This is a genomic window from Nocardia blacklockiae, assembly GCF_015477355.1.
In the GTDB taxonomy this organism is placed as follows: domain Bacteria; phylum Actinomycetota; class Actinomycetes; order Mycobacteriales; family Mycobacteriaceae; genus Nocardia; species Nocardia blacklockiae.
Map to the genome: position 1 here is coordinate 546482 of NZ_JADLRJ010000004.1, position 23606 is coordinate 570087.

Annotated in this window: 28 protein-coding genes; 8 read left to right on the forward strand and 20 right to left on the reverse strand. The window is 71.0% G+C overall.

Annotated elements, in window-relative coordinates:
* Positions 1 to 27: 27 nt before the first annotated feature.
* The gene (locus tag IU476_RS15395) at positions 28 to 3480 is read right to left on the reverse strand and encodes an AfsR/SARP family transcriptional regulator (RefSeq protein ID WP_195100662.1); all 3453 of its coding nucleotides are present in this window, start codon (positions 3478 to 3480) and stop codon (positions 28 to 30) included.
* 217 nt (positions 3481 to 3697) lie between these two features.
* On the opposite strand from IU476_RS15395, the gene IU476_RS15400 reads away from it, so the two are divergent.
* The gene (locus tag IU476_RS15400) at positions 3698 to 4567 is read left to right on the forward strand and encodes a 1,4-dihydroxy-2-naphthoate polyprenyltransferase (RefSeq protein WP_195100664.1); all 870 of its coding nucleotides are present in this window, start codon (positions 3698 to 3700) and stop codon (positions 4565 to 4567) included.
* On the opposite strand, the gene IU476_RS15405 is transcribed toward IU476_RS15400, so the two are convergent.
* The 4 genes from IU476_RS15405 to IU476_RS15420 all read right to left on the reverse strand — a co-directional run bounded on the left by IU476_RS15405 (position 4564) and on the right by IU476_RS15420 (position 6312).
* Positions 4564 to 4947, reverse strand: a complete 384-nt coding sequence (locus IU476_RS15405; RefSeq protein WP_195100665.1) for a phage holin family protein — start codon at positions 4945 to 4947, stop codon at positions 4564 to 4566. The genes IU476_RS15400 and IU476_RS15405 overlap by 4 nt on opposite strands.
* 68 nt (positions 4948 to 5015) lie before the next feature.
* On the reverse strand, positions 5016 to 5627 hold the full coding sequence (locus tag IU476_RS15410; protein ID WP_195100666.1) for a Clp protease N-terminal domain-containing protein: 612 nt from the start codon (positions 5625 to 5627) through the stop codon (positions 5016 to 5018).
* Positions 5627 to 5848, reverse strand: a complete 222-nt coding sequence (locus IU476_RS15415; RefSeq protein ID WP_195100667.1) for a helix-turn-helix domain-containing protein — start codon at positions 5846 to 5848, stop codon at positions 5627 to 5629. The genes IU476_RS15410 and IU476_RS15415 overlap by 1 nt, the downstream gene beginning before the upstream one ends.
* A gap of 125 nt (positions 5849 to 5973) precedes the next feature.
* Positions 5974 to 6312: a DUF4229 domain-containing protein gene (locus tag IU476_RS15420; RefSeq protein ID WP_195100668.1), complete on the reverse strand. Its 339-nt coding sequence runs from the start codon at positions 6310 to 6312 to the stop codon at positions 5974 to 5976.
* 237 nt (positions 6313 to 6549) lie between these two features.
* Between IU476_RS15420 and IU476_RS15425 the strand changes: the two genes are divergently transcribed.
* Entirely contained in the window at positions 6550 to 6783 is a 234-nt protein-coding gene (locus IU476_RS15425; protein WP_195100669.1) for a BldC family transcriptional regulator, read from the forward strand.
* A 72-nt stretch (positions 6784 to 6855) separates the two neighbouring features.
* The gene (locus IU476_RS15430) at positions 6856 to 7053 is read left to right on the forward strand and encodes a hypothetical protein (protein WP_195100671.1); all 198 of its coding nucleotides are present in this window, start codon (positions 6856 to 6858) and stop codon (positions 7051 to 7053) included.
* 17 nt (positions 7054 to 7070) lie between these two features.
* On the opposite strand, the gene dapA is transcribed toward IU476_RS15430, so the two are convergent.
* Complete coding sequence (gene dapA / locus IU476_RS15435; protein ID WP_195100672.1) at positions 7071 to 7961, reverse strand: 4-hydroxy-tetrahydrodipicolinate synthase; 891 nt, start codon at positions 7959 to 7961, stop codon at positions 7071 to 7073.
* A gap of 70 nt (positions 7962 to 8031) precedes the next feature.
* Here dapA and IU476_RS15440 point away from each other — a divergent pair, with 70 nt between their 5' ends.
* Positions 8032 to 8922 carry a LysR family transcriptional regulator gene (locus tag IU476_RS15440; protein ID WP_195100674.1) on the forward strand — a complete coding sequence of 297 codons (891 nt, stop codon included), beginning with the start codon at positions 8032 to 8034 and terminating at the stop codon, positions 8920 to 8922.
* 325 nt (positions 8923 to 9247) lie between these two features.
* Here the strand turns inward: IU476_RS15440 and IU476_RS15445 are convergent, their stop codons facing one another.
* Positions 9248 to 10177, reverse strand: a complete 930-nt coding sequence (locus IU476_RS15445) for a class I SAM-dependent methyltransferase (protein WP_195100676.1) — start codon at positions 10175 to 10177, stop codon at positions 9248 to 9250.
* 100 nt (positions 10178 to 10277) lie between these two features.
* On the opposite strand from IU476_RS15445, the gene IU476_RS15450 reads away from it, so the two are divergent.
* The gene (locus IU476_RS15450) at positions 10278 to 11201 is read left to right on the forward strand and encodes an NADP-dependent oxidoreductase (protein ID WP_195100678.1); all 924 of its coding nucleotides are present in this window, start codon (positions 10278 to 10280) and stop codon (positions 11199 to 11201) included.
* 81 nt (positions 11202 to 11282) lie between these two features.
* On the opposite strand, the gene IU476_RS15455 is transcribed toward IU476_RS15450, so the two are convergent.
* Positions 11283 to 11924 carry a histone deacetylase gene (locus IU476_RS15455; protein WP_195100681.1) on the reverse strand — a complete coding sequence of 214 codons (642 nt, stop codon included), beginning with the start codon at positions 11922 to 11924 and terminating at the stop codon, positions 11283 to 11285.
* Positions 11925 to 11993: 69 nt separating this feature from the next.
* On the opposite strand from IU476_RS15455, the gene IU476_RS15460 reads away from it, so the two are divergent.
* Positions 11994 to 12608: a PadR family transcriptional regulator gene (locus tag IU476_RS15460; protein ID WP_195100684.1), complete on the forward strand. Its 615-nt coding sequence runs from the start codon at positions 11994 to 11996 to the stop codon at positions 12606 to 12608.
* Positions 12605 to 13063 carry a nitroreductase/quinone reductase family protein gene (locus IU476_RS15465; protein ID WP_195100686.1) on the forward strand — a complete coding sequence of 153 codons (459 nt, stop codon included), beginning with the start codon at positions 12605 to 12607 and terminating at the stop codon, positions 13061 to 13063. The genes IU476_RS15460 and IU476_RS15465 overlap by 4 nt, the downstream gene beginning before the upstream one ends.
* 21 nt (positions 13064 to 13084) lie before the next feature.
* Here the strand turns inward: IU476_RS15465 and IU476_RS15470 are convergent, their stop codons facing one another.
* From IU476_RS15470 to hemL, 7 genes are all read right to left on the reverse strand, one after another.
* Positions 13085 to 13522: an HIT family protein gene (locus IU476_RS15470; RefSeq protein WP_195100688.1), complete on the reverse strand. Its 438-nt coding sequence runs from the start codon at positions 13520 to 13522 to the stop codon at positions 13085 to 13087.
* A 56-nt stretch (positions 13523 to 13578) separates the two neighbouring features.
* Positions 13579 to 14541 (reverse strand): c-type cytochrome biogenesis protein CcsB, encoded by a 963-nt coding sequence (ccsB, locus tag IU476_RS15475; RefSeq protein WP_195100689.1) that lies wholly within the window; start codon positions 14539 to 14541, stop codon positions 13579 to 13581.
* Between the two features lie 2 nt (positions 14542 to 14543).
* Positions 14544 to 16175: a cytochrome c biogenesis protein ResB gene (gene resB, locus IU476_RS15480; RefSeq protein WP_195100692.1), complete on the reverse strand. Its 1632-nt coding sequence runs from the start codon at positions 16173 to 16175 to the stop codon at positions 14544 to 14546.
* 1 nt (position 16176) lies between these two features.
* Positions 16177 to 16983 carry a cytochrome c biogenesis CcdA family protein gene (locus IU476_RS15485; protein WP_195100694.1) on the reverse strand — a complete coding sequence of 269 codons (807 nt, stop codon included), beginning with the start codon at positions 16981 to 16983 and terminating at the stop codon, positions 16177 to 16179.
* 43 nt (positions 16984 to 17026) lie between these two features.
* Positions 17027 to 17632 (reverse strand): TlpA disulfide reductase family protein, encoded by a 606-nt coding sequence (locus tag IU476_RS15490; RefSeq protein WP_195101008.1) that lies wholly within the window; start codon positions 17630 to 17632, stop codon positions 17027 to 17029.
* A 38-nt stretch (positions 17633 to 17670) separates the two neighbouring features.
* Entirely contained in the window at positions 17671 to 18276 is a 606-nt protein-coding gene (locus IU476_RS15495) for a histidine phosphatase family protein (protein WP_195101009.1), read from the reverse strand.
* Between the two features lie 182 nt (positions 18277 to 18458).
* Complete coding sequence (gene hemL, locus IU476_RS15500) at positions 18459 to 19796, reverse strand: glutamate-1-semialdehyde 2,1-aminomutase (RefSeq protein WP_195100696.1); 1338 nt, start codon at positions 19794 to 19796, stop codon at positions 18459 to 18461.
* Positions 19797 to 20047: 251 nt separating this feature from the next.
* On the opposite strand from hemL, the gene IU476_RS15505 reads away from it, so the two are divergent.
* Positions 20048 to 20434 (forward strand): hypothetical protein, encoded by a 387-nt coding sequence (locus tag IU476_RS15505; RefSeq protein WP_195100698.1) that lies wholly within the window; start codon positions 20048 to 20050, stop codon positions 20432 to 20434.
* Positions 20435 to 20506: 72 nt separating this feature from the next.
* Here the strand turns inward: IU476_RS15505 and IU476_RS15510 are convergent, their stop codons facing one another.
* The 5 genes from IU476_RS15510 to hemB all read right to left on the reverse strand — a co-directional run bounded on the left by IU476_RS15510 (position 20507) and on the right by hemB (position 23446).
* Positions 20507 to 20755 carry a hypothetical protein gene (locus tag IU476_RS15510; RefSeq protein ID WP_195100700.1) on the reverse strand — a complete coding sequence of 83 codons (249 nt, stop codon included), beginning with the start codon at positions 20753 to 20755 and terminating at the stop codon, positions 20507 to 20509.
* 83 nt (positions 20756 to 20838) lie between these two features.
* A complete protein-coding gene (locus IU476_RS15515) occupies positions 20839 to 21075 on the reverse strand; it encodes a hypothetical protein (protein WP_195100702.1) in 237 nt (78 codons plus the stop codon).
* A complete protein-coding gene (gene mce1N, locus IU476_RS15520) occupies positions 21072 to 21689 on the reverse strand; it encodes a transport-regulating membrane protein Mce1N (protein WP_228823671.1) in 618 nt (205 codons plus the stop codon). Before mce1N ends, IU476_RS15515 begins: the two co-directional genes overlap by 4 nt.
* 270 nt (positions 21690 to 21959) lie before the next feature.
* Entirely contained in the window at positions 21960 to 22472 is a 513-nt protein-coding gene (locus IU476_RS15525; RefSeq protein WP_195100704.1) for a hypothetical protein, read from the reverse strand.
* Positions 22469 to 23446 carry a porphobilinogen synthase gene (gene hemB / locus IU476_RS15530; protein WP_195100713.1) on the reverse strand — a complete coding sequence of 326 codons (978 nt, stop codon included), beginning with the start codon at positions 23444 to 23446 and terminating at the stop codon, positions 22469 to 22471. The genes IU476_RS15525 and hemB overlap by 4 nt, the downstream gene beginning before the upstream one ends.
* Positions 23447 to 23606 lie beyond the last annotated feature (160 nt).

Consider the following 23606-nt stretch of genomic DNA (forward strand, 5'->3'; position numbering starts at 1 on the left):
GGTCGCGAAAGCGACCGGCGGACAGTGTCATTCGGGCAGCTTGCCGGAGACCTCGTGCAGCAGGCTCATCACCCGGTCCGCCGCCCTGCGCCGGTTCAGGCCCGCCACCGCCTGCCGCGCCGACTCGAGTGCCCCGGCACCGAGCGCGGGCTCGTGCAGGGCCTGGTGCCGGTTCCAGCGCATCGACGGCAGATCCTGCCGCCCGCCGACCTTGGGGGCCAGCGCCAGCAGCCGCACGCCGTTGTCCTCGTCCCGGCCGGTGGCGATCAGATACGAACCCATGGCGCAGGCGACCGCGCCGAGCTGGGGCAGATCGAAGAACTGCGCGAGCCGGACCGTGGTGGCCTCGTACATCTCGCGAGCCAGCGCGGGCACCTCGTCCAGCCGGTCGTGGAGCACGTGCGCGTCGAGCACCGCCGCCGCGACCATGATGTCGCCCGGCCCCGGCGACGCCTCCATGATCGGCCAGGAGAACAGCTCCAGCGACCGCCGGAACAAGCGCAGGCCGCGATCGATATCGCCTTCGGCCAGTTCGAGTTCCGCGAGACCGGCGACCACGGTGCCGCGCCGATGGTTCGGATGTTCCACCGGCGCTTCGGGATCCAGGCCGTCCCCGACGACGCCGAGCGCGAACGCCAGCTCGGACCGGGCCTGCGCCGGCTCCCCCGCGCCGATCAGCGAGACCGCCAGGTAGCTGCGGATCTCCACGCCCTCCTCGTAGCACCGCAGCAGTTGCAGCAGTTCCGCGGCGCGGCGGTAGTAGTCCGCCGCGCGCCGGTACCGCGCACCCTGGGCCGCCATCTGACCGAGGTGCTGGCAGGCCATCGCGGTGCCCCAGACGTCCCGGGACTCGGTGAGCTCCAGCACCTTTCGGGCGTCCTGGATCGAGCCGTGCACGTCGCTGCCGTTCTCCCGCAGGTTCGCGCGCAGCATCAGGGCCAGCGTCCGCACGCCCTCGTCGCGGTCCCGGGCGCCGGCGGCGAGCTTGCGCGCCAGCGCGCGGGCGTCGGGCCGCAGGCAGATCAGTTCGCCGAAGTAGCGCAGCACGGGGCGCAGGCCGAGACCGGAGCGCAGCAGCCGCCGGACCCGCACCCGCACGATGGCCAGCTCGCGCAGGCCCGCCTCGGCGAACAGGAGATGCGTGCCCGCCAGGGCATAGGTCATCATCTCCAGGTCGGCCTCGTCGACGCTGCGGTGCGTGGCGGGCGGCGGCACCGGCAGGGTCCGCGGCGCCCAGGTCATCAGTTCCAGGTGCGCCCCGCGCATCACCCACAGCGTGCCCGCCAGCGGGAAGATCGTGTAGACCGTGACCGCGTCCCGCCGCTCGAGCGCGTAGCGCAGGATCGCGACCACGTTGTCCAGCTCCGCGGCGACCGACAGCACCACGCGGACCTGGTCGTCGGTCTGGTACCGGCGCGCGGCGTCGAGCGCGAATTCCCGTGCCCACCCGCACATCCGGTCCATCACGTGGTCGGCCTCGCCGGTCGCGGTCAGCTGCTCCTCGCCGAATTCGCGGACCGTCTCCAGCATGCGGTAGCGGGTGGGGGTCTCGCCGTCGTCGGCCAGCACGGTCAGCAGCGACTGGCTCACCAGACCCTCGACCGCGGCGACGGGATCGAGCACATCGGGCCCGGCGACGACGAATTCGGCTGCGGCCAGGGTGAATCCGGCCGGAAACCGGCACAGCCGCCGCAATGCCGCCTGCTGGTCGGGTTCGAGCAGATTCCAGCTCCACTCGATCACCGCGTGCAGGGTGCGGTGCCGCTCCGGGGAGGTGCGATCGCCGCTGCGCAGCAACGCGAAACGGTGCTCGAGCTTCGCGTCGATCTCCTCAACGCTCATGGTGCGTACCCGGGCCGCGGCCAGCTCGATCGCCAGCGGCAGGCCGTCGAGGGTGCGGCAGAGCCGGGCCACCGTCTCCGGGTCCAGCCGCACCGACGGCCGCACCGCGCGGGCGCGGGCGACGAACAGGTCGGTGGCCGGCGAGCCGTGGGCGTCGATCGCCAACGGCGGCAACGGATACACGGTCTCGGCGGTGATCTCCAGCGGCGCGCGGCTGGTGGTCAGCACGGTCAGCTGATCGCAGGCGCCGACCAGGTCGGCCACCACCTCGGCGACGGCGTCGATCAGGTGCTCGCAGTTGTCGAGAATGAGCAGGGTGGGCCGCAGCGCCAGCGCCTCCCGCAGCCGCCGGCGACCGTCGACCGTCGGTTTCGGGCGCAGCACGTTCGTCTCGCGGGAGTATTCGCTCATGCCCAGCGTCGCGCCGATGGCCGCCTCGATCTCGGCGCAGGTGGCGGCGAGCCCGTCCGGGTCGGCGCGCAGCGAGGCCAGCTCGACCAGCGCGACCGCCTGCTCCCCGGCCGCCCGGCTGCCCAATTCGTTGGCGACCCTGGTCTTTCCGGTGCCGCCCGGGCCCAGCACGGTGATCGCCCGGGACTCGGCCAGCAGGCGCTCCAGCGCGTCGAGATCGGCGGCGCGGCCGAGCAGCGGGTTCGGGGCGGCCCGCAGGCCGATCGCCGAGAGCGGCGGCGGCGCGGCACGATCCACGCCATCGTCGCCGTGCGCGGGCGCCAGCGCGTGCTGCGCCGAGGAAACCCGCTGCACCGCAGTACGTTCCGTGCCCGGCCGGACGGCTCGCGCCGCGGGGGCGCCCGGCAGCGGCTCGCCGCGCAGGATCGCGGTGTTCAGGGCGACCAGGGCGGGCCCGGGATCGGCGCCGAGTTCCTCGCCCAGCCGCTTGCGCAGGGCAGCAAAGACTTCCAGCGCCTCGTTGGCGCGGCCGTCGGTGGCGAGCAGCCGGATCAGGGTGGCGTGCGCGGGCTCGTCGAGCGGATCGGCGGCGACGGTGCGCCGGGCGATGCCGAGGGCCCCGGACACGTCGCCGAGTTCCTCGCGCGCGGTCAGCTCCGACACGTCCAGGGCGGCCCAGCGCGCCGCCGCGAGTTCGCGCACCTCGTCGGCCACCGGCCCCGGCGGCAGATCCGACCCCGGCTCGCCTCGCCACAGCGCGCGGGCGCGCGCCACGACCGCCAGGCAGCCGGGGCCGTCGCCGGCGTCGAGCAGTGCGCGTGCCTGCTGTTCGAGCTGCCCCGCGCGGCCGAGGTCCACCTGGTCCGCCGGCAGGCTCAGCCGATACCCGGCCGGGCCGATCTCGAGCGCGCCGTCGGGCAGCGCCGAGCGCAGCCGGGAGACCTGGGTGTGCAGCGCGTTCATCGGCGCGCGCGGGGGCTGGTCGCCCCAGACGTCCTCGATCAGGGCCTGCGCGCTGCGACTGCGGCCGGGCCGCACGGCCAGCGCCGCGATCAACAGCCGCGCCCGCGCTCCCGGGACCGCGGCGGGTTCGCCGGTGCGGCAGACCGCCGTCTCGCCCAGTAGGGCCACCCGGACCGTGGTCTCGGGCAGCGCGGTGTTCCGGTCCGCATCGAACCGGAGGGGTGACGTCCCGGCGCCTGCGGAGCCGTGGTGATCAGGAAACATGCCGTCGCAATCGTATGTGACCGGTCGAATGAATATCGGGCGCGCGGCGTTGCGTTCGGTGCTCGCCATTATCCCTTCGCACCCCTCCCCCATCTAATCCGATATATCGGCATAATGCTACCGATACAGGTGACCGCGGTCCACCGGGCCGCCGGGGGCGCGCCGCCGGGGCCGCACGCGCGGTTGCCGAGTCCGTACCGCGCATTAGGCTTCGCTCATGGCAAGTGCTGCACAATGGCTCGAAGGCGCCCGTCCGCGCACCCTTCCCAACGCGATCGCCCCGGTCCTGGTCGGCACCGGCGCGGCCGCCTCGCTGGACGGCGCGGTGTGGTGGAAGGCCCTGCTGAGCCTGCTGGTGTCGCTGGCGCTGATCGTCGGGGTGAACTACGCCAACGACTACTCCGACGGCATTCGCGGCACCGACGACGAGCGCGTCGGGCCGCTGCGACTGGTCGGTTCCGGCGTGGCGACACCGGCCGCGGTGCGCGCGGCGGCCGTCGCGAGCCTCGCGGTCGCCGCCGTCGTGGGCGCGGTGCTGGTGTTCACCACGGCGTGGTGGCTGCTGCTGGTGGGCCTGGCCTGCCTGGCCGGGGCCTGGTTCTACACCGGCGGCGCGAAACCCTACGGCTACAGCGGTTTCGGCGAGATCGCGGTCTTCGTCTTCTTCGGCCTGATCGCGGTGCTGGGCACCCAGTACGTGCAAGCGAAGGAGATCGACTGGGCGGGCCTGGTCGGCGCGGTGGCGGTCGGCGCGTTCTCCAGCGCGGTGCTGGTCACCAACAACCTGCGCGACATCCCGACCGACTCGGTCACCGGCAAGACCACGCTCGCCGTGCGCCTGGGCGACACCCGCACCCGCACACTGCATCTGGCGCTGCTGGCGGTGCCGTTCGTGGCCACGCTGTTGCTGCTGGCCCGCACCCCGTGGGCGCTGGCCGGCCTGCTGGCGCTGCCGCTGGCCGCCCGGTCGAACGCCCCGGTGCGCGGCGGCGAGAACGGCCCGGGCCTGATCCCGTCGCTGCGCGACACCGGCCTGGCGATGCTGGTGTGGTCGATCTGCACCGCCCTCGCCCTCGGGCTCGGCTAGTCCTTGTCGGGCACCAGCACGCCGAGGATCCAGTTGACCACGGTGATGATGACCGCGCCGAACACCGCGGCCCAGAAGCCGTGCACACGCAGGCCGTAGTCGGTCGTCTCGGTGATCTTCGCGGTCAGCCACAGCATCAGGGCGTTGATCACCAGCAGGAACAGGCCCAGCGAGACGATCACCAACGGCAGCGACAGCAGCTTGACGATCGGCTTGACCAGGGCGTTCACCAGACCGAAGACGATCGCGACGGCGAGCACCACGACGATCTTCGCACCGGTGCCCTGATCCGCCGGGCTGACCAGATCGATGTTGCCGACCCAGGCGGCGGCGAGCCAGATCGCGACCGCGTTGATGATCAGACGTAGCAAGAGGGCCATGGCGACATGCTAACGGCCGCCACGCCCGAACACCGGGCGTAACGACCGCGTCGCGGACGGGCATGCGCTCAGGCGGCCCGGTCCAGGAATTCCGCGACCGCCTCGCGCAGGGCGCGGATGCCGTCCTGCCCGCCGAGCAGCGCCCGGGTGCGGGCGTTGGGCGCGCGCAGCAGGCCCAGCAGCACGTGGGCCGCCTCGATCCGGTCGTCGCCCCGCGAAATCGTCTCGCGCAGCGACAGTTCCAGGATCTTCTTGGCGTCGCGGGTGAACGGGATGTGGCCGAAACTCATGCTGCCGCCGAGCCGGAACCGGCCGCGCCGCGGCTGCTCCTCGGCCGGCACCGCCCGGTCCAGCGCGTCCTCGCCGAAGGTGGCCTCCAGGCTCTCCCGCACCGCCTCCAGATCGATGCCGATGGAGCGCAGGGCCGCGGCGTCCTCCTCGCCCAGCGGCTCGCCGACGAGGCCGGACGCGTCCTCCGCGTGGTCGCCCCGCAGCTCCTCGCGCAGCCCCTCGGCGGTGATGCCCCTGCCGGACAGCACCTTTCGCAGCCCCGCGTCGGGCGCCGCGGCGAGGCCCAGCAGCACGTGCTCCACATCGATACTCGGAGAGCGCAATTCGCGCGCCTCCTCCTGTGCCACCACGACCGCGTAGCGCGCCGGCTTGGCGAACTTCTCGAACATCAGCGGATACCGCCTCTCCGGTTGTACTTCTGGTGGACCGCCTGGCGGCTGACCTCGAGCGCGTCGGCGATCGCCTGCCAGGACCAGCCCTGCTTGCGGGCATTGGCCACCTGGATCGCCTCCAGCCGTTCGAGCAGCCGACGCAGCGCGAGCACGGCGCGCAGCCCGACCTTGGGGTCCGGACTGCCCGCGGCGGCCGCCAGCGTTGTCGCTTCACTCATGTACGTCAATTTACGTTGACACTCGCGGCGCGTCAACGAAAATTGACATCATGGGGAAAGCGTTCACCCACAGCGGAAGTCAGGGGTGTCGCGGAGAACCGGGAACCAGGGGTGGCGCGGAGAACTCAGCGCTGGTCTTCGCCGCGCATGCGCGCGCGCAGCTGCGCCTTGTCGGTGCGCCGCTTCTCGTCGACGGCGGCGATGTCCTCGTTCACCCGTGCCCGCAAACGCTTGAACAGCACCAGCGACAGCGGCAACGCGACGATCAGCGCGAACAGCAGCGCCACGATGAGCGGGATGTCCACGCTCAGCACCTGCGCCGCCAGGAGGATGACGGCGGCGATCGCGGCCACCAGCAGCAGGCGGGCCAGGGTGTAGAACGCCAGGTCGCGCGCCAGCCGCCGCCCCGCCGAGGCCGGGGCGCGGTCGGCCGACGCGCCGTCCGGTCGGGATGCGTCACTCACGGCTACCAGCCTAGGCGACCGTGCGGACGCGCAACGGTCCGCCCGGGTGTCCGGTTTATCGGGAGTCGCTGCGTATTCGCTGGAAGGCGCTCGACCGGTACGCCGCCAAGCCGTACGCATATCCGATTTGTCTATTACTTCCCCTTTACCAAAGTTAGATCGTTCGAGTACCTGGGGGTGTCAGTGCAACGATGTCGCTATCTGATGAGGGAACGTCGATTACGGAAAGGTTTGCGAATGACTGCGATCACCGCGGCGAGCCGCACGTTGGGTTCCGTCAACGGCCAGGAGGCCCTCCTGACCCCCGGCCAGGTAGCGGCACTGTTCCATGTCGACCCGAAGACCGTCACCCGCTGGGCGCACGCCGGGCGGCTCGGCTCGCTGCGCACTCCCGGCGGACATCGTCGCTTCCGCGAGTCCGAGGTGATGCAACTGCTCAAGTCGCTGACCACCGAGGCCACCCGCGCCTGACCCGTAATTTCCGATGTCTGCGGTGCCGCAGGTACGGACACGGATTACCCTCGATGCCAGGAGGTGAGTGACGTGACGTACCTGTTGGCACTCATCGCGGTCGTAGCTGTCGCGGTGCTGTGCTGGAAGGCGTTCGGTCCGGAGAGTTTGCGCCGTATCGGCGCCGGTCCCGGCCGACGCAATCGCATCATCGGCCCCGACGACGACCCGGATTTTCTCTGGCGTATCTCTCGCCAACAGCGCGACGGCGATCCCGGAAACGATCGCTGAGTCGTATTTCCCCGGTATTACATCCGCGGCGCGTAGCTGCGATCGAGCGCGTCCAGCGCACCGGCAACCGCCGCATCGGTGGCGGGTAGCAGCGGCAGGCGCACCGCCGGGCTCGGAATGCGGCCCTGGGCTGCCAAGACCCCTTTGACCACAACGGGATTGGGCTCGGCGAACAGGGCCTCCGCGAGCGGCGCCAGCAGGTTGCCGAGCCGCCGAGCCCGCTCGATCGGACCGTCCCGCCAAGCGTCGACCAGTTCCGCGTACGCCCCCGGCGCGACATTCGCGCTGGACAGGATCGCCCCCGAGGCGCCCAGCGCCAACAGCGGCGCGGCGAACAGATCGTCCCCGACCAGCACGTCGACGTCGGCGGGACACCTGCTCATGAACGCGACGGTGGCGGCGTCGACCGCGCCGACCGCATGCTTGAAACCCGCGATACCCGGCAATTCGGCCAGGCGGCACAGGGTTTCGACGCCGAGCGGGCGGCCGGTGCGATACGGAATGTTGTAGACCAGCACCGGCACCGGACTCGCGGCGGCCAGGCGGCGGAAGTGTTCCACCACACCGTCTTCGGACGGGCGGGTGTAATAGGGGACGACCGCCAGGGCGGCGGCCGCGTCCGGTGCGAGCCCGGCGAGCGCGTGGGCGGAGTCGGCGGTCGAGTTCGAGCCCGCGCCCACGATCAGCGGCGCCTGCCGCTGCCGGCAGGCGTCCGCGCAGACATCGATGACGCGGCGGCGCTCGTCGCCGGTGAGGGTGGCGGGTTCCCCGGTGGTGCCGAGCGCGACCAGACCCGACGCGCCCGCGTCGAGCACCTCGTGCGCCAGCTTCTCCAAGGCATCGACCGCCAGCTCTCCGGTCGCCGTGAACGGCGTGATCAACGGGACGAACAGGCCGGTGAATGTCATGGGTCCAGCCTTCCGGGTGGCACGCTTCACGTCTATTACAGGCTTCTGCACGCGAGGTTAAGCTGAACTTATGCTCGAGGTGCGGCGCCTGCGTCTGCTGCGTGAACTGGCCCAACGCGGCACGATCGCCGCTGTCGCGGAGGCACTGGCCTACACGCCGTCGGCGGTGTCACAGCAATTGGCGGCGCTGGAACGCGAGGCCGGGGTGCCGCTGCTCGAGCGAACCGGGCGCAGCGTCCGGCTCACCCCCGCCGCGACCCGGCTCGCCGAGCACGCCGAAACGATCCTCGCGGTGCTCGAGCAGGCCTCCGCCGAATTGGCCACCACCCGAGGCGAACTCACGGGCTCGCTGCGGATCGGCGCGTTCCCGACCGCGGTGCGAACCATCCTGTCGCCCGCGCTGGTGGCGCTCAGCCGCGACCATCCCCGGCTGGAACTGCTGGTCTCCGAACTGGATCCGGTGAACGCGCCCGCGGCACTGCGGGCGGACGCCCTCGACATCGCGCTGGTCCAGGAGTACGACTACGTACCCGCCGCGCCCGAAACCGGTTTGGACACCGAACCTTTCCTGGAGGAGACCGTCTACCTGGCCGCACCGGCCCCCGAACCCCTTGCGGAGCACCGCGATTCCGCGTGGATCGCCGGAATGCCCGGCACGCTCTGCCATCTGATGACCGTCCGCGCCTGCGAAGCGGTCGGCTTCACCCCGCACATCCGCCACCACGCCGACGATTTCGGCACGGTCCTCGCCCTGGTCGCCGCCGGCCAGGGCGTCGCCCTCGTCCCCGAACTGGGCGCCCTCCAAATCCCCAGCGGCGTAGCCCTGGTCCCCCTCGCCACCCGCCGCCGCACCCGCCTCGCCTACCGCCGCGGCACCGGCTCCCACCCCACCATCGCCGCCGCCCGAGCCGCCCTCCACACCTCCCGCACCGCACTCCCCTCCACAGCCCCGACCCCGTAACGCGCCGGTCGGAAATCGTCGTCGTTCACCCCGGTGCGGCGATGACCGGCCTCCAGCAACACGGCACCGGACCGCTGACGCGCCTGTTCACTCCGCTCGCGGCGCGCTTGCTGATGGGTTCGCCCGTCGGGGCCGCCTGGCCTTCGCTCTACGCCGCCACCAGTCCCGATGTCACCAGCGGAGAATTCATCGGTCCGGCCGGACGCGACCAGACCTCCGGCACCCCCCAGCCCGCGAAACTCCCAAAGGGAGGCCGCGATACCGAATTGGGCGCGCTTGTGGGCCGAGAGCGAACGACTCAGCGGAGTGACCTTCGAGCCCTGACCTATGGCTCCTTTCGGAGGTGCCAGCGGATCACCGCGGGGACGCCCGCGGCGGCCGCGTGCGCGGCCTCGGGGACGAGGGTGGCCAGGGACCAGGGCCAGGCTTCCCACGGGCCCGGGTCGGTGGGCGAGGCGGCGGCAGGTGCCGTGGGCACCGAGGATTCGACGGATCCAGGTGCGTCGGTGGGGCTTTCGGCCGGTGCGGGCATCAGCGGCTCGTCGCAGCGGTGGACGGCGAAGCCCGCGGACAGGGCGGCGCGTAGCTGGTCGCCGACTCGGTGGTGGTAGGTGCGGAGGCGGGCGGGAGTGCCGTCGGGGCGGCGGACGGTGGGCAGGTGGGTGCGGGCGATCTGTTCGGGGTGCACGTCGGTGATGAGGGCGTGGCCGCCCGGGCGGAGGACGCGGGCGAACTCGTGCAGCACCGGGCGTGGGTCCGGCACGTGGCAGAGCGCGAGGGAGCACGTCACCAGGTCGGCGGAGGCGTCGGCGACCGGCAGGCGGTGCAGGTCGCCGACGTGGAACTCCGCTTGCGGCAGGCGCTTTCGCGCGTGGGCGAGCATGTCCGGGGAACTGTCCACACCGACTACCCGGTGCCCGCAACCTGCCAGCACGGCCGCGATCCGCCCGGTGCCGCAGGCCGCGTCGAGGGCGGTGCCGGGCGGCAGGCTCGCGGCGAGTTCCCGGACCGCGGGTTCGTCGAAATCGAAGGCCGGGTTGGGTCCGTCGTACGTCTCGGCCCAGATCCCGTATCCCGCAACGGTATCCACATGTTCGACGGTGACGCCCGCGGTCAGGTCGACGTTGTCGAGCAACCGGCGGATCTCGGCGATCCGCGTCTCGGTGAATTCCCGGTCGTGCTCCCCCGCGAACGCGCGCAGCAGGGCGAGACCCTCCAGCCCCAGCGCGTAGGCCAGCGGTTGTTCGTAAGCCATGATCGGCGAGGCTAGTGAGCGGTGCGCGCCTCGAGCCACCGAATTTCCGCGGGACGGCAGATTCCGAGGCTCGGCGACCGCGCCGCGTAGGCTCCGAAGTATGGAAGCGATCTTCGCGAACAGGTACGGCGATCCCGACGTTCTGGAGCTCGGCGAACTTCCAGCTCCCAAGGTGGGCCCGGATCAGGTGCTGATCCGGGTCAAGGCGGCCGGGGTGAATCCGGTCGACTGGAAGGTCCTGGCCGGGTATCTGGACCCGATGATGGATGCCCACTTTCCCCTGATCCCCGGCTGGGACGTCGCCGGTGTGGTCGAACAGCTCGGCGCGGATGTGCCGGAGTATCGGGTCGGCGACGAGGTGATCGGGTACGTCCGCCGCGACGAGGTCCAGCACGGCACCTACGCCGAACTGGTCGCCGCGCCGGTCCGGACGCTGGCCCGCAAACCTTCGGCACTGTCCTGGCAGGAGGCGGGCGGGCTGCCTCTCGCCGGCCTCACCGCCTACCGGTCGCTCGAGCGCGTCGGTCTCGCGGCCGGGGAGACCGTGCTGGTCCATGCCGCGTCGGGTGGTGTCGGGTCGCTGGCGGTCCAGATCGCCGCGGCGCGCGGTGCCCGCGTGATCGGCACGGCCAGCGAGCGCAACCACGATTTCCTGCGGTCCCTCGGCGCGGAACCGGTGACCTACGGCGACGGCCTGGGCGAGCGGGTGCGCGCGCTGTCCCCCGACGGCATCGACGCCTCGGTCGACTTCTCCGAGAAGGGCGTGATCGACGTGTCGCAGGAACTGCTGCGGGACCGGTCGCGGATCGCCTCGGTCGCCGACAACTCCGTGGGCGAGAAGGGCGGGCACGTGGTGTGGGTGCGGCCGTCCGCCGCCGAATTGACCACCCTCGCCGACCTGGCCGACGCTGGGAAACTCACCGTGCCGGTCGACACGGTCCTCCCGCTGGCGCGGGCCGCCGAGGCCTTGGAGTTGAGCAAGAAGGGCCGCTCTCGCGGCAAGATCGTCCTCGACGTGAGCTGAACGGGCCGCGGCGTGGTGGCATGGCCGGTCGGCCGGGGCTTGTGACATGACCGAGAAGCTCACGCCGCCAGGCTTTCTCGGTCAAACAGCGACGAGGTCGCGCAGTTCCGTCGGGTGCCAGCGTCCTCGAATGCCGGGTAGGTCGGTGAGGTAGGCCAGGATTTCCGGCGTGGTCCAGCCGTGGGATTCGCGCAGGCCGGCCGTCAGCATGGCGAGGTAGCGCGGGGACGGCTTGTTGAGCCGGACGGTCTCCGGCTGCCACGGCGAGGTGAACGTGAGTACCGGAAATCCATCCAAATCCATTACGTGCAACAAGGTTTCGTAGCGTCCGGCACCGAGCCGGGTGGTCCCGTCACGAGTCACCTCGGCGAGATCGAGCCCCGGCCCACTGCCCGGCACCCGGTACATCTCCTGTGCCAAAAGGTCTTCGAACTGCTCGAAGGTGAGCAGATACCCGCGCGCGGCCGCACCCACCGGCCAATCCGCCTCGGGATGCTCGGCGTAGAACGCCACCCCGCCGGTCCACACCGGGCTCTCCCACGCGAAGTAGATCGTGCCCGGCAACCGCAGCGGACGGCTCGCACGCGGCGGCGCGGGATCCCGGAACCCGGGGTAGGTCCGCGGCGTACCCGGCGGATTCCCGCCGCGCCGGTAGTAATCCAGCCGCCGCGCGAACAGATTCGACCCGTACGCGGCGTACCAGACCCATCCCGTCGAGCACATGGGTGAGGATTCTACGGACGCTTGCTATAGTCGAACTCGACTAAACGAGTTCGACTATAGGGAGGATGCATGGAGCGACCGCTGCGCGCAGTCGGTTCGCCGCTCACCCTGGCGGTGCTGACGCTGCTCGCGGAGAAGCCGCGCCATCCGTACGAGATGAAGGTGACGCTCCGGGAGCGGCACATCGCGGAGACGGTGAAGATGCGCGGCGGTTCGCTCTACGACACCATCGCCCGGCTCGAGCGGGCGGGCCTGCTCACCCCGACGGAGACGTCGCGGGCCGGCGCGCGACCGGAGCGCACCGTCTACGCCATCACTGCGGCGGGACGAAATACCGTGCGCGAGTTGCTCTTCGAGTTCATCGGCGAACCGGTCAACGAATTCCCGCGCTTCGTAGCCGGTCTCGCGCACCTCGCGGTACTCGGACCGAGCGATGCGGCAGCGCTGCTGCGCCGCCGTGCCGACCTGCTGGCCGCCCAATCCGAGCGCGCCGCAAAGGAACTCGACGACGTCGCGGCCGACCTGCCGCGCGTGGTCCTGCTGGAGACCGAATATCTCGAGCGCATGCGCAGCACCGAGATCGACTGGCTGCGGCAGATTGCCACCGATATCGAAAATGGCCGAGTCGGGTGGCCGGAGCCCGAAAGCTTTTCCGGCACAGTACAAGAGGAGAGAACATCATGAGCAGTACCGATATCGACCGACTGCGGCGCCGACTGAAGCCGGTGAACAAGGTGATCATCGCGTTGCAGCGGGTCGGCCTGGCGCTCGGCACCATGCACGTGCTCTCGGTCCCCGGCCGCAAGTCCGGCGAGCTGCGCACCACCCCGGTCTCCCCGCTGACCGTGGCCGGAACCACCTATGTCGTCGGCGGTTTCGAGAAGGCGGACTGGGTGAAGAACGCCCGCGCCGCGGGATGGGGTGAACTGACCAGAGGCCGCCGCCGCCAACGTGTCGCCCTGACCGAACTGCCCGTCGAGGAGCGCGCCCCGATCCTCCGCGCCTTTCCCACCGAGGTCCCCCACGGCGTCCAGTTCTTCGTCAAGACCGGAGTGGTCACCTCCCCGGATCCCGAGGCCTTCGCCGCAGCCGCTCCCCGCTGCCCGGTCTTCCGCATAGACCCCCTCCCCGAGCAGTAATCCGAGGCGGTAGCGCGCGGCTCAGTTCTGTGTTCCGGAGAAGTCGAGAGCTCGCCGGAGCGCTTCGACATCCCTCGCCAGCACGTCCTCGGGAATTGTCGGTTGGGGTCCGTCCGACGGTTGCAGTGGAAAAGGCAGACCCGGCCGGGGATCGTTGTCCCGGTAGCGCGGCAGGAGGTGGGTGTGGAGGTGCGGCAGGGTGTTGCCCAGCGTCTCGTAGTTCATTTTCAACGGCCGAAAGTGCGCCGCCACGGCGCGGGCGACCGTCATCACTCCGCGCCAGTACTCCTCGGACTCGGCAGCGGACAGTTCATACGGCTCGGTCACGTGCCGACCACGCCAGATGACGACCGCGTACCCACGCTGAATATCGGCACGCTGCAACGCCGCGTCGACATGCCGCGTCCGATAGATCGTGATCCCGTACTCGTCCGAGTCCGGCCGCGCGGAATCGCACATCGGACAACCGATTCCGCGCGTCAGGTCGTCCCAATCGGCGGGCCACTCCCCACCCATCAGTTCAGCCCCGCGTAGCTGTGCAGCCCGCTCACCACAATGTTGATGATGAAGAGGTTGAAGAGCATGGCCACGAAACCGGCGACGTTGATCCAGGCGGCCTTGGTGTCGCGCCAGCCGGAGGTGGCGCGGGCGTGCAGGTAGGCGGCGTAGACGACCCAGGCGATGAAGGAGACGGTTTCCTTCGGGTCCCAGCCCCAGAAGCGGCCCCAGGCGGATTCGGCCCAGATCGCGCCGAGGATGACGCCGGTGCCGAACAGGGGGAAGCCGACGATGGTGGTCTTGTAGGCCAGGCGGTCCAGGGCGCGGGCGTCGGGGAGGCGGCGGGCCAGGGCACCGAGGATGTTGTTCGACTCCTGGCCTTCCGGCTGGCGCAGCCGCAGCAGGAACAGCAGGCTCGCCACGCCGGACAGCATGAAGATGCCGCTGCCGACACTGACGACGGTGACGTGGATGGGCAGCCAGAACGACTTCAGCGCCGGAACCACCGGCGCCGCTTCGGCATACAGCACCTGCCCGGCCAGGAACATCAGGATCAGCACGGGCACGAGCAGGAACACCCACATCGAGCGGTAGCGCCGCTCGTGCATGAACACCACGCCCGTCACCGCCGCCGCGGCGGTGGCCATCGTGATGAACTCGTACATGTTCCCCAGCGGGAAGCGGTGGGTGGCGAAGCCGCGCAACACGATCGAGGCCAGATGCAGGCCGATCGCGACGAACAGCACCGCGAAGGCCATGTTGCCGAGCCGCTCCGGCAGCGGCCGTGAGGGCGCGGCCTCGACCCGGCCGGGCACCGCCGCGTCCCCGCCGCCGACGGTGACGAGCTCCCGTTCGCTGGTCGCGCGGTTGCGCGCCGACGCGTACTGGACGATCAGCATCGCCAGCACCAGGACGTAGATGACCCACGCCGTCTTGAAGGCGAGATTGCTGTATCCGGCGAGAGTTTCGTCGATCGTCATGGTCACTCTCTCGTGCTCTCGGTGCGGTGCTCCGGGGTGCTGTCCAGCAGTCGGGTGCGCAGGCGGTCGAACTCGCCGCCCCAACCGGCCTGGTCGGTGCGGGCCAGACCGCCCATCTCTACTACGGTACGTCGTTCACCGTCGGCGGCGGCGTCGGGGTAGGCGCGCAACCAGATCCGGCGGCGCTTCACCAGCAGCGAGACCAGCAGCCCGGCCATCATCGTCAGCGCGCAGGCCAGCACCCAGCCCTGCGCCGGGTCGTGCGAGACCTGGAGATTCGCGTATTCCTTCGCGCCGTCGAAGGTCACCTTGGTGCCGTCGGAGAGGGTGGCCGACTCGCCGGGGCGCAGGTTCACCCGCTGTTCCTTGGTGAGCCGCCCCTGCTTGATCATCTCCGAGTCGAGCGCGAACAGCGACTGGGCGCGGCCGGTGTCCAGGCCGGTTTCGCCGCGATAGATGTCGATGGCCACCGCGGGATCGGTGAGCGCCGGATACGAGGAGGTCAGCAGGCTGCCGTGCAGCAGAGCGGTCGGGGCGAACAGGCCCTCGATCGCGATCTGGTGCTTGCGGCGCTCCTGCTCGGTGCCGAACATGCCGCCGGGCGGGTCGAAACGCATGACGCCGCTGGACAGGAAGGTGGTCCCGTCGTCGGGTCGCCACTGGGTGGTCTCGGTGCGGGTCTGCCCGTCGGGGTAGGTGACGGTGAAGGTCGGCGCGTAGCCGTGTCCCTGCAGGTAGACGCGGTCGCCGGAGACGCGCAGCGGATGGTTCACCTGGATCGTGGTGTCGCGCCAGGTATCGCTGACGAGGTCGGCGCCCGCCTGGTAGGAGATGTCGGCGGTGAACATCTCGGCCTGCCCGTTGGGCAGGTAGTCGGCGCGGAAGTCCTTCACCCGCACGCACATCGGGGCCAGGCCGGTGCCGTCGTTGACGCGGCCGGCGCGGAAGGAGTCGAACGCGGCCGTCGAGGTGGTGCAGAAGCCCGGGCCGTTGTCGGCGACGACGATGACGCTGCCCTCGTACCCGAACAGCCGCCCGGCCGCCACCGCCACCAGCAGTCCGACCAGGGCCAGGTGGAAGACGAGATTGCCGAGTTCGCGGAAGTAGCCCTTCTCCGCGGACAGGGTCACGTCCTCGTCCCCCCGACGTTCGACGACGCGCCAGCCGCGCAGTTCCGCACGGGCCTTGGCGATCACGTCGGCGGCGGCGTCGGGGGTGGTGGTCGAGTGGTGGTGCGGCAGCCGGGTCAGGTTGCGCGGCGCCGGCACCGGCTGGGTGCGCCAGGCCTTGTAGTGGTCGAACACGCGCGGCACGATGCAGCCCACCAGCGACACGAACAGCAGCACGTAGACCGCGGTGAACCAGAAGCTGGAGAACACGTCGAACAGTTGCAGCCGGTCCATCCACGGGCCGAGGGTGGGCCGGTCCGCGATGTACTTGTCGACCTTCTGGGTGTTCAGGTTGCGTTGCGGCAGCAGGGCGCCGGGGATGGCGGCCAGCGCCAGCAGGAACAGCAGCATCAGCGCGGTGCGCATGCTGGTGAGCCCGCGCCAGGTGTTGCGCAGCACGGCCCACGCGCGGCGCGGGACGGAGGGGCGGGACGGGCGGGCGGGTGCGGGAGTCGTCGTTGTCATGTCAGATCGGGAGGGTCACCTGGGAGACGAATACATTGCGAACCCACCCGACGAACTGGTCCCACAAACCGGTGACCAGCGCGACGCCGACGGCGACGAGCAGGATCCCCCCGATGATCTGGATGGTGCGCGAATTACGCCGCAGCCAGCCGACACCGCGCAGCGCGCTGGCCGACCCGAACGCCAGGATCACGAACGGCAGACCCAGACCCAGGCAGTACGCCACGATCAGCACCACGCCCCGGACGGCGGTGGTGCCTTCGGTGCCGGCCGAGACGGCCATCACGCCGGACAGGGTCGGTCCGAGACAGGGCGTCCAGCCGAGCGCGAACACCGCGCCCAGCAGCGGCGCGCCGACCACGCCGGTCAGCCGCCGCGGATGCATCCGGGTGTCGCGCTGCAACGCCGGGATCAGGCCGAGGAACACCAGGCCCATCACGATCGTGACGACGCCGCCGAGACGTTGCAGCAGTTCACGATTCACGTTCAGGGTCTGGATGAGGCCGAAGACGGTCGCCGACGCCAGCACGAACACGACCGTGAACCCGGCCACGAACAGGCCCGCCGCGCCCGCGACCCGCAGCCGCCCGGCCTGCGTGGCCGTGGCCTTGCCCGCCACCGTGGCCGGCGGCGCCTCGGCGCCCACCAATCCCGCGAGATACGACAGGTAGCCCGGCACCAGCGGCACCACGCACGGCGAGGCGAACGACACCAGCCCGGCGAGCACGCAGGCGCCGAGCGCGAGCAGCAGCGGACCCGAGGCCGCGGTCTGCTGGAACGAATCCCCCACCGCCGCATACACACTCATCGCAACCACCGCCGCGCCCGGGGTGCCGGACGCTGTACCGATCTCACTGCGCACCCTCCGCGGCGATGCGGTCGACGGCCTGCTGGAGATCCGCGGCGAGCAGGGAGCGCAGGAACACCGCGGCCACCCGGTGCTGCCGATCCAGGACCAGGGTGGTGGGGATGACGCTGGTGGGAAACTTGCCGCCGAGGGCGAGCAGGGTGCGCATCTCCGGGTCGTAGATCGAGGGATAGCCGACGTGGAAGTCGGTGACGAAGTCCTGGGCCTTGTCCCGCTGCGGGTCACGGACATTGATGCCGAGGAACGCCACACCGCGCGCCTTGGACTGCTCGTAGACCTGTTCCAGCGCCGGCGCCTCGGAACGGCACGGGCCGCACCACTGGCCCCAGAGATTCAGCACCACCACTTGATTCGGGAAATCGGACACCGACACGGTCTTGCCGGTCAGCAGCTCCGGTCCGGACAGCTTGCCGATGGTGCCGCGCGTCGCGGGCGGGTCGTAGTAGATGTCGGTCTTGCCGCCGGGCGACACGAAGTCGAAGGTGCCGCCGGTGGCCACCGCGTCGGTGCCGGTCGAACAGCCGGCGAGCGCGGCGATCAGGGCGACGCAGGCGGCCAGCACGGCACTCGAGCGCCGATACCGAACCAGGATGCCGCGCCGCTCGACCTGCTCGCCCGCCCGACCGTTCACGCCCCGGTCACCCGCGGATCCGACTCGCCTGCGGGCTCGGAGTAGACGATGTCGATGAGCGTGTCGCCCTGGTAGACGAGCGAGGTCACCGAGGCCAGCGAGCACTGCCGCGCGCGCGGATCGTGCCACAGGCGCTTGCCCTCGAGGAAGCGGCGCAGCGTCCACACCGGCAGCTGGTGCGAGACCAGCACCGCCTCGTGGCCCGCCGCCTCCACCCGCGCCTTGTTCACCGCGGCCAGCATGCGGTGCGCGATCTGCAGATACGGCTCGCCCCACGACGGGGTGAACGGGTCGCGCAGCTTCCACCAGTGCCGCGGCTTGCGCAGCGCGCCGTCGCCGACCGAGACCCGCAGGCCCTCGAAGGTGTTGCCGGCCTCGATCAGGTTGTCGTCGGTGCGCACGACCACGCCGTGCTGCACGGCGATGGGCTCGGCGGTCTCCTGCGCGCGCTGCAGCGGCGAGGCGACCACCAGCGAGATGTCGTGGTCGGCCAGCGAGCGAGCCACCGCGCCGGCCTGCGAGCGCCCCGCCACCGACAGGCTGAAGCCGGGCAGCCGCCCGTAGAGGATGCCCTTCGGGTTGTGCACCTCGCCGTGCCGCATGACGTGCACGATGGTCTCGGTGTCGGACGCGACGTGCGCGGGCAGCGACCGGGCCGCGCCGGAGTCGGTGCCGGTCCGCGATTCGGCGGGGGCCGAGCGCGGCGCGTCCTTCGGCTCGGGAGCCGTGGTGTCGGCGACGGAAGGGGTGGGAACTGAGCCTGATTCGAGCTGTTCGGAATCGCTCACGCGCGGGATCCTTCGGGTGTGGCGGCCGCTGCCGCCGCCGCGGCGGCGGGCAGGGCGGCGGCGATACGGGCGAATGCGTCCTCGTCGAGCGCCGCGGAGACGAACCACGCCTCGAACGCGCTCGGCGGCGCGTACACGCCGCGCTCGAGCAGGGCGTGGAAGAAGGCGGGGAAGCGCCAGGTCGCGCAGGCCTTGGCGGCGGCGTAATCGGTCACCGGTTCGTCGGCGAAGAACACGCTCACCATATTGCCCGCGAATTGGACCACGTGGGCGACGCCGGCGGCGGTGAGCGCCTCGGTGATCAGCGTGCCGAGCCGCTGGGCGTTGCGGTCCAGCGCGGCGTACACGGCGTCGTCGGCCGCGCGCAGGGTCGCCAGGCCCGCGGCCACCGCGACCGGATTCCCGGACAGCGTGCCCGCCTGGTAGACCGGGCCGTTCGGGGCGAGGCGGTCCATCACGTCGGCGCGGCCGCCGAACGCCGCGGCCGGGAGCCCGCCGCTCATCACCTTGCCGAAGGTGTAGAGGTCGCCCGCGACGCCGTCCAGGCCGTACCATCCGGCCGGGCTCACCCGGAAGCCGGTCATCACCTCGTCCATGATGAGCAGCGCGCCGAACTCGCTGGTCAGGCGGCGTAGGCCGGCGTTGAAACCGGGCAGCGGCGGGACCGCGCCCATATTGCCCGCGGCCGCCTCGGTGATGACGCACGCGATCTCGTCCGGATGCGCGGCGAACGCGGCGGCCACGGCGTCGAGGTCGTTGTAGGGCAGCACCAGGGTGTCGGCGGCCTGCGCGCCGGTGACGCCGGGCGAGGTCGGCAGGCCGAGTGTCGCCACCCCCGAGCCCGCGTCGGCGAGCAGCGCGTCGACGTGCCCGTGGTAGCAGCCCGCGAATTTGATGATCTTGCTGCGGCCGGTGAAACCGCGGGCCAGCCGGACCGCGCTCATGGTGGCCTCGGTGCCGGAGTTGACCAGCCGCACCCGCTGCACCGGATCGACCCGCGCGGCCAGGGTTTCGGCCAGTTCGATCTCCGCCTCGGTCGGCGCGCCGAACGACAGGCCGCCGCTCGCGGCCCGCTGCACCGCCGCCACGACGTCCGGGTGCGCGTGGCCCAGGATCATCGGGCCCCACGACGACACCAGGTCGACGTACTCGTTGCCGTCGGCGTCGGTGAGGGTGCTGCCGCGCGCCGAGGCGATGAATCGTGGTGTGCCGCCGACGGACTGGAAGGCTCGCACGGGCGAATTCACGCCGCCGGGGATGATCGCGGCGGCGCGTTCGAACAGGCGGGCGGAGACCGGCACGGGCACCTGGGTGGCGCGCGGAGATGAACTCACGGCCTCCAGTGTCGCAGTAGTGCCCCGGCCCGTCGACGACAGGGTGTAGTGGGGTGAGCCACGGCACACCGCCGGGCTGCGGTCGCTGCTTGCGACCGCATGGCCAAGAGTTTGCCCCGAGGCCGGGGCGTCCTTCCGCTCTCGGATCGGAACGGCAACACGCCGGGAGGTCTTTCCGCCCAGTTCAATCGCTGAGTGATTGCTTCTACGTACGCTCGACGGACGACTCAGCTACGGCCGGGAGGGATTTCATGCGCATCACCCTGCTCAGCACCGCCCTGTTCATCGCCGGCATCGCCGCCGCGCTCGCCGGCGCCGGCCAGGCCGCGGCGGGCGTCCCGGTCGCACAGCCGGATCAGGGACGGATCGGTTTCGCGCTGTCCCACGGCGAGACCGCCGCGCTCGCCGACGGCCCGATGCCCGCCCTGGTCACCAAGGTGATCCCGCAGAGCAGGATGGGCGCGGGCCTGCACCCGGAGACCGACCTCTACCGCGACGACAGCGGCAACGTCCACGCCTCGCTGCGCCAGGTGATCATGGAGGCCGCCGACCACCCGGACGGCACCGTCACCGTCTTCCTCAACGCCCCCGGCACCCACGGCTCCCGGCTGATCGACATCTACCAGCGCTGGGGCTGAGTCCCCACGCCGCAATACGGGCGCCCCGGCATCGAACCTCAGCGCCTGGTTGTGGCTCGAGCAACGCCGCCCTCAGGACAGCGGCACTCCTAGGCAGAAGACAGCGAATCCCGTTGTCAGCAGGCAGTTCAGCGGATTCGGCAACACATCCAGCAGTCCGGACGGCGCGATAGGCGCGGGGTCGGTGGCGACGGCTGCCGCGGGAGCAACTTCCGCAGTCGCGGAGTCGGCGGCCGCGGCGGGGAGGGTGGTGGCAGCGCCGACGGCTCCGGTGGCCAGCACGGCGAGGGCGATGCGTCTCACGAGCTCTGTGCGCTTCATATCGACCATTGTCCGGCGCGAGCGGCGACACTCAACCGCGCCGCACCGCCACGCCGACCACGAAAACGCCTGCCGGACAACCGTCAGCGAGTGCGCGCACACCGGGCGACGAGGTCGATGACGGCCAGCCCGGCGATCGCCACCAGCAACGCCGCCAACCCCAGCCACGGACCGGAGTACCGGGTGGCCTCGAAGGCCGGCTGCTTACCGACGGCATCGAAGGCGGCGGTACTGATCCCGCTGCGCCAACTCGGCACCGCCGCACCGAGACACACCACCAGCAGGACGAGATCGACGACGATCCACAACCGGCGCATCACCGGGGCCCCTCCTCGGCATCGGGTTCGGTCTCAGTATCGGAGGCGGCCCGGGCCTCGGAATCGGTCCGAGCCTCGGGGTCGGTGCGGGCCTCAGCGTCGGAACGGGTCTCGGAGGCCTCGGAGTCGGAACGGGCCTCGGGCAATCGCTCGAGCGCGGCGGACAGTTCGGCCCGGAGGCGGCGCGGGTCGCGCGCCCAAGCCTGGACCAGGCTGCCGTCGTCCAGCTTCAGCCCGATGCCTTTGCGTCGGCGCGGCACGCCGGTCAGCTCGCCGAGCGCGCGGGCCGACTGCCAGTCCTCCTCGTCCCAGGACTCTTCGTCGATCTCGGGCAGCACCTCGGCGATCCGGCGCAGGGGCAGCGTCTCGGTGCCCTCGCGCAGCGTGCTGTCGGTGAGTTCCACGCTCACGTGCCGACGCCCGGCGACCACCTGCAGCCACACGAAACCGGCCAGCAGCGCCGCGCAGAACACCAGCCCGAACCAGTGCACCTGCGACCGCAGCACGATTTCCAGCAGCAGAATGATCCCGCACAGCAGCGGGCCGTACGCGACCGTGCGCCAGCGGGCGCCGGGCTCGGCGAACAGCACCGTGGGCGCGGTCGGGGCCTGGTTCATGCGGGGAGGATCAGCCGACCGCTCCCGGGAGCAGCAAGACGGCGAGGGTCAGCAATCCGAACAGGATCAGCAGACTCAGTACGAGTACGTCTCGCCGAAGGCTCTGCGGCTGCTGGATCACCACTCGCATCAATGCCTCCGCTCCACCGGAGCGCATCGCGTGAAGCGATCCCGAGAACAACGCCCGAGCAACGACATCCGGTTCCCAAATCCTCTGTGACTGCCCTCACGATACATCCCGGTTCGTCGGTAACAAATTCGGAGGATCTTCTATCGGCCGTTCAGCCGGAAGAAGGCCTCGGATTCGCTTCTGCGACACAGCACCAGCGCGCCGCCGGCCAGCACCGCCTGCAGGATCGCCGCGGCTCCCGCGACCAGCGGGCCCACCCCGCTCACCGCGCCGAGACCGATCATCGTCCCGATGGCACCGAAGACCAGCACCGCGGCGGCGATGTCGAGCAGCGTGCGCGCCCACAGCTTCCCCGCGCGCAGCTGGTGCACGACCGCCAGCGCCCCGACCGCGAGCGCCAGGCCGAAGATCACGATGAGCACCTGCATCACCGACACGATCAGTTCGACCTGCGCGAAGGTGGCCTGCGGCTGCTGCGCGCGGACCTCGTCGAACAGGTCCTCGGCCAGGTCGCGGCGGCCGGTGAACCGGTGCAGCGCGCTCGCGATCAGGCGCAGCACGCCGAGCGCGACCACACCCCACCACAATTGACACGCGGTACGGACATCCGTCGGCGCCGGTCCCGGGCGTCCCGGCGGACTCCACTGATTCACGACAGCCAGTGTGCGGCCTCGGTCGCCCAGTAGGTGAGCACGAAGTCCGCGCCCGCCCGGCGGATACCCAGCAGCGATTCCAGCGCCGCGGCGCGGCGGTCGATCCAGCCGCGCTCGGCGGCGGCGGTGATCATCGAGTACTCCCCCGAGATCTGGTACGCGGCCACGGGCACGGTCGAGTGGTCGGCGACCTCGCGCAGGATGTCGAGGTAGGACATGGCGGGCTTCACCATCACGATGTCGGCGCCCTCGGCCAGGTCCAGTTCCAGTTCGCGCAGCGCCTCGCGGCGGTTGGCCGGATCCTGCTGGTAGGTGCGGCGATCGCCCTGCAGCGAGGAGGCGACGGCCTCGCGGAACGGGCCGTAGAAGGCCGAGGAGTACTTCGCGGCGTAGGCGAGGATGCCGGTGTCGGTGTGGCCGGCGGCGTCCAGGCCCGCGCGGATCGCGCCGACCTGGCCGTCCATCATGCCGCTGGTGCCGAGCAGGTCGGCGCCCGATTCCGCCTGCGCCAGCGCCATGTCGACGTAGCGGGTGAGTGTGGCGTCGTTGTCGACGGCGCCGTCGGCGGCGAGCACGCCGCAGTGGCCGTGGTCGGTGAATTCGTCCAGGCAGGTGTCGGCCATGACCACGGTGGCATCGCCGACCTCCTCGGCGAGGGCGCGCAGGCCGCGGTTGAGGATGCCGTCCGGGTCGCTGGCCTGGCTGCCCGTCGGGTCCTTGTCCTCGGCGCGCGGGACGCCGAACAGCATCAGCCCGCCGACGCCGGCGGCGACCGCCTCGACCGCGGCCTTGCGCAGCGAATCCATCGAATGCTGCTGCACGCCGGGCATGGAACCGATCTCGCGCGGCTCCGACAGGCCGTCGGCGACGAACATCGGCAGCACCAAATGCCTTGGCTCCAAGGTGGTTTCGGAAACGAGGCGGCGCAGGGCGGGAGTCCGACGCAACCGCCGCGGGCGGTCCATTCCGGTCATGGACCGCACGATACGCCCCGCTCCGAGGCCTGGCGCGGGCACCTCCGCCACCGCCGCCCCGCGCCCGGCCGAGCGCGGGCGACGGCACGCGCCGGGTCCGTGAAAGACCTTGCGGCCAGCGGTTTTTGTCGGTGGGTCGAGGTAGAATCGAAGATGTGTT

What these genes read in the sequence shown, in the direction of transcription:
- IU476_RS15455 (WP_195100681.1), bottom strand. Translation starts at nt 11,924, where the DNA reads ATGTGCTCGACGGGATGGGTCTGGTACGCCGCGTACGGGTCGAATCTG.
- IU476_RS15400 (WP_195100664.1), top strand. Translation starts at nt 3,698, where the DNA reads ATGGCAAGTGCTGCACAATGGCTCGAAGGCGCCCGTCCGCGCACCCTT.
- mce1N (WP_228823671.1), bottom strand. Translation starts at nt 21,689, where the DNA reads ATGAACCAGGCCCCGACCGCGCCCACGGTGCTGTTCGCCGAGCCCGGC.
- IU476_RS15450 (WP_195100678.1), top strand. Translation starts at nt 10,278, where the DNA reads ATGGAAGCGATCTTCGCGAACAGGTACGGCGATCCCGACGTTCTGGAG.
- hemB (WP_195100713.1), bottom strand. Translation starts at nt 23,446, where the DNA reads ATGACCGGAATGGACCGCCCGCGGCGGTTGCGTCGGACTCCCGCCCTG.
- IU476_RS15445 (WP_195100676.1), bottom strand. Translation starts at nt 10,177, where the DNA reads ATGGCTTACGAACAACCGCTGGCCTACGCGCTGGGGCTGGAGGGTCTC.
- IU476_RS15460 (WP_195100684.1), top strand. Translation starts at nt 11,994, where the DNA reads ATGGAGCGACCGCTGCGCGCAGTCGGTTCGCCGCTCACCCTGGCGGTG.
- IU476_RS15510 (WP_195100700.1), bottom strand. Translation starts at nt 20,755, where the DNA reads ATGAAGCGCACAGAGCTCGTGAGACGCATCGCCCTCGCCGTGCTGGCC.
- IU476_RS15440 (WP_195100674.1), top strand. Translation starts at nt 8,032, where the DNA reads ATGCTCGAGGTGCGGCGCCTGCGTCTGCTGCGTGAACTGGCCCAACGC.
- dapA (WP_195100672.1), bottom strand. Translation starts at nt 7,961, where the DNA reads ATGACATTCACCGGCCTGTTCGTCCCGTTGATCACGCCGTTCACGGCG.
- IU476_RS15410 (WP_195100666.1), bottom strand. Translation starts at nt 5,627, where the DNA reads ATGTTCGAGAAGTTCGCCAAGCCGGCGCGCTACGCGGTCGTGGTGGCA.
- IU476_RS15395 (WP_195100662.1), bottom strand. Translation starts at nt 3,480, where the DNA reads ATGTTTCCTGATCACCACGGCTCCGCAGGCGCCGGGACGTCACCCCTC.
- IU476_RS15485 (WP_195100694.1), bottom strand. Translation starts at nt 16,983, where the DNA reads ATGAGTGTGTATGCGGCGGTGGGGGATTCGTTCCAGCAGACCGCGGCC.
- IU476_RS15425 (WP_195100669.1), top strand. Translation starts at nt 6,550, where the DNA reads ATGACTGCGATCACCGCGGCGAGCCGCACGTTGGGTTCCGTCAACGGC.
- resB (WP_195100692.1), bottom strand. Translation starts at nt 16,175, where the DNA reads ATGACAACGACGACTCCCGCACCCGCCCGCCCGTCCCGCCCCTCCGTC.
- IU476_RS15415 (WP_195100667.1), bottom strand. Translation starts at nt 5,848, where the DNA reads ATGAGTGAAGCGACAACGCTGGCGGCCGCCGCGGGCAGTCCGGACCCC.
- IU476_RS15470 (WP_195100688.1), bottom strand. Translation starts at nt 13,522, where the DNA reads ATGTGCGATTCCGCGCGGCCGGACTCGGACGAGTACGGGATCACGATC.
- IU476_RS15465 (WP_195100686.1), top strand. Translation starts at nt 12,605, where the DNA reads ATGAGCAGTACCGATATCGACCGACTGCGGCGCCGACTGAAGCCGGTG.
- IU476_RS15405 (WP_195100665.1), bottom strand. Translation starts at nt 4,947, where the DNA reads ATGGCCCTCTTGCTACGTCTGATCATCAACGCGGTCGCGATCTGGCTC.
- IU476_RS15495 (WP_195101009.1), bottom strand. Translation starts at nt 18,276, where the DNA reads ATGCGGCACGGCGAGGTGCACAACCCGAAGGGCATCCTCTACGGGCGG.
- ccsB (WP_195100689.1), bottom strand. Translation starts at nt 14,541, where the DNA reads ATGACGATCGACGAAACTCTCGCCGGATACAGCAATCTCGCCTTCAAG.
- IU476_RS15505 (WP_195100698.1), top strand. Translation starts at nt 20,048, where the DNA reads ATGCGCATCACCCTGCTCAGCACCGCCCTGTTCATCGCCGGCATCGCC.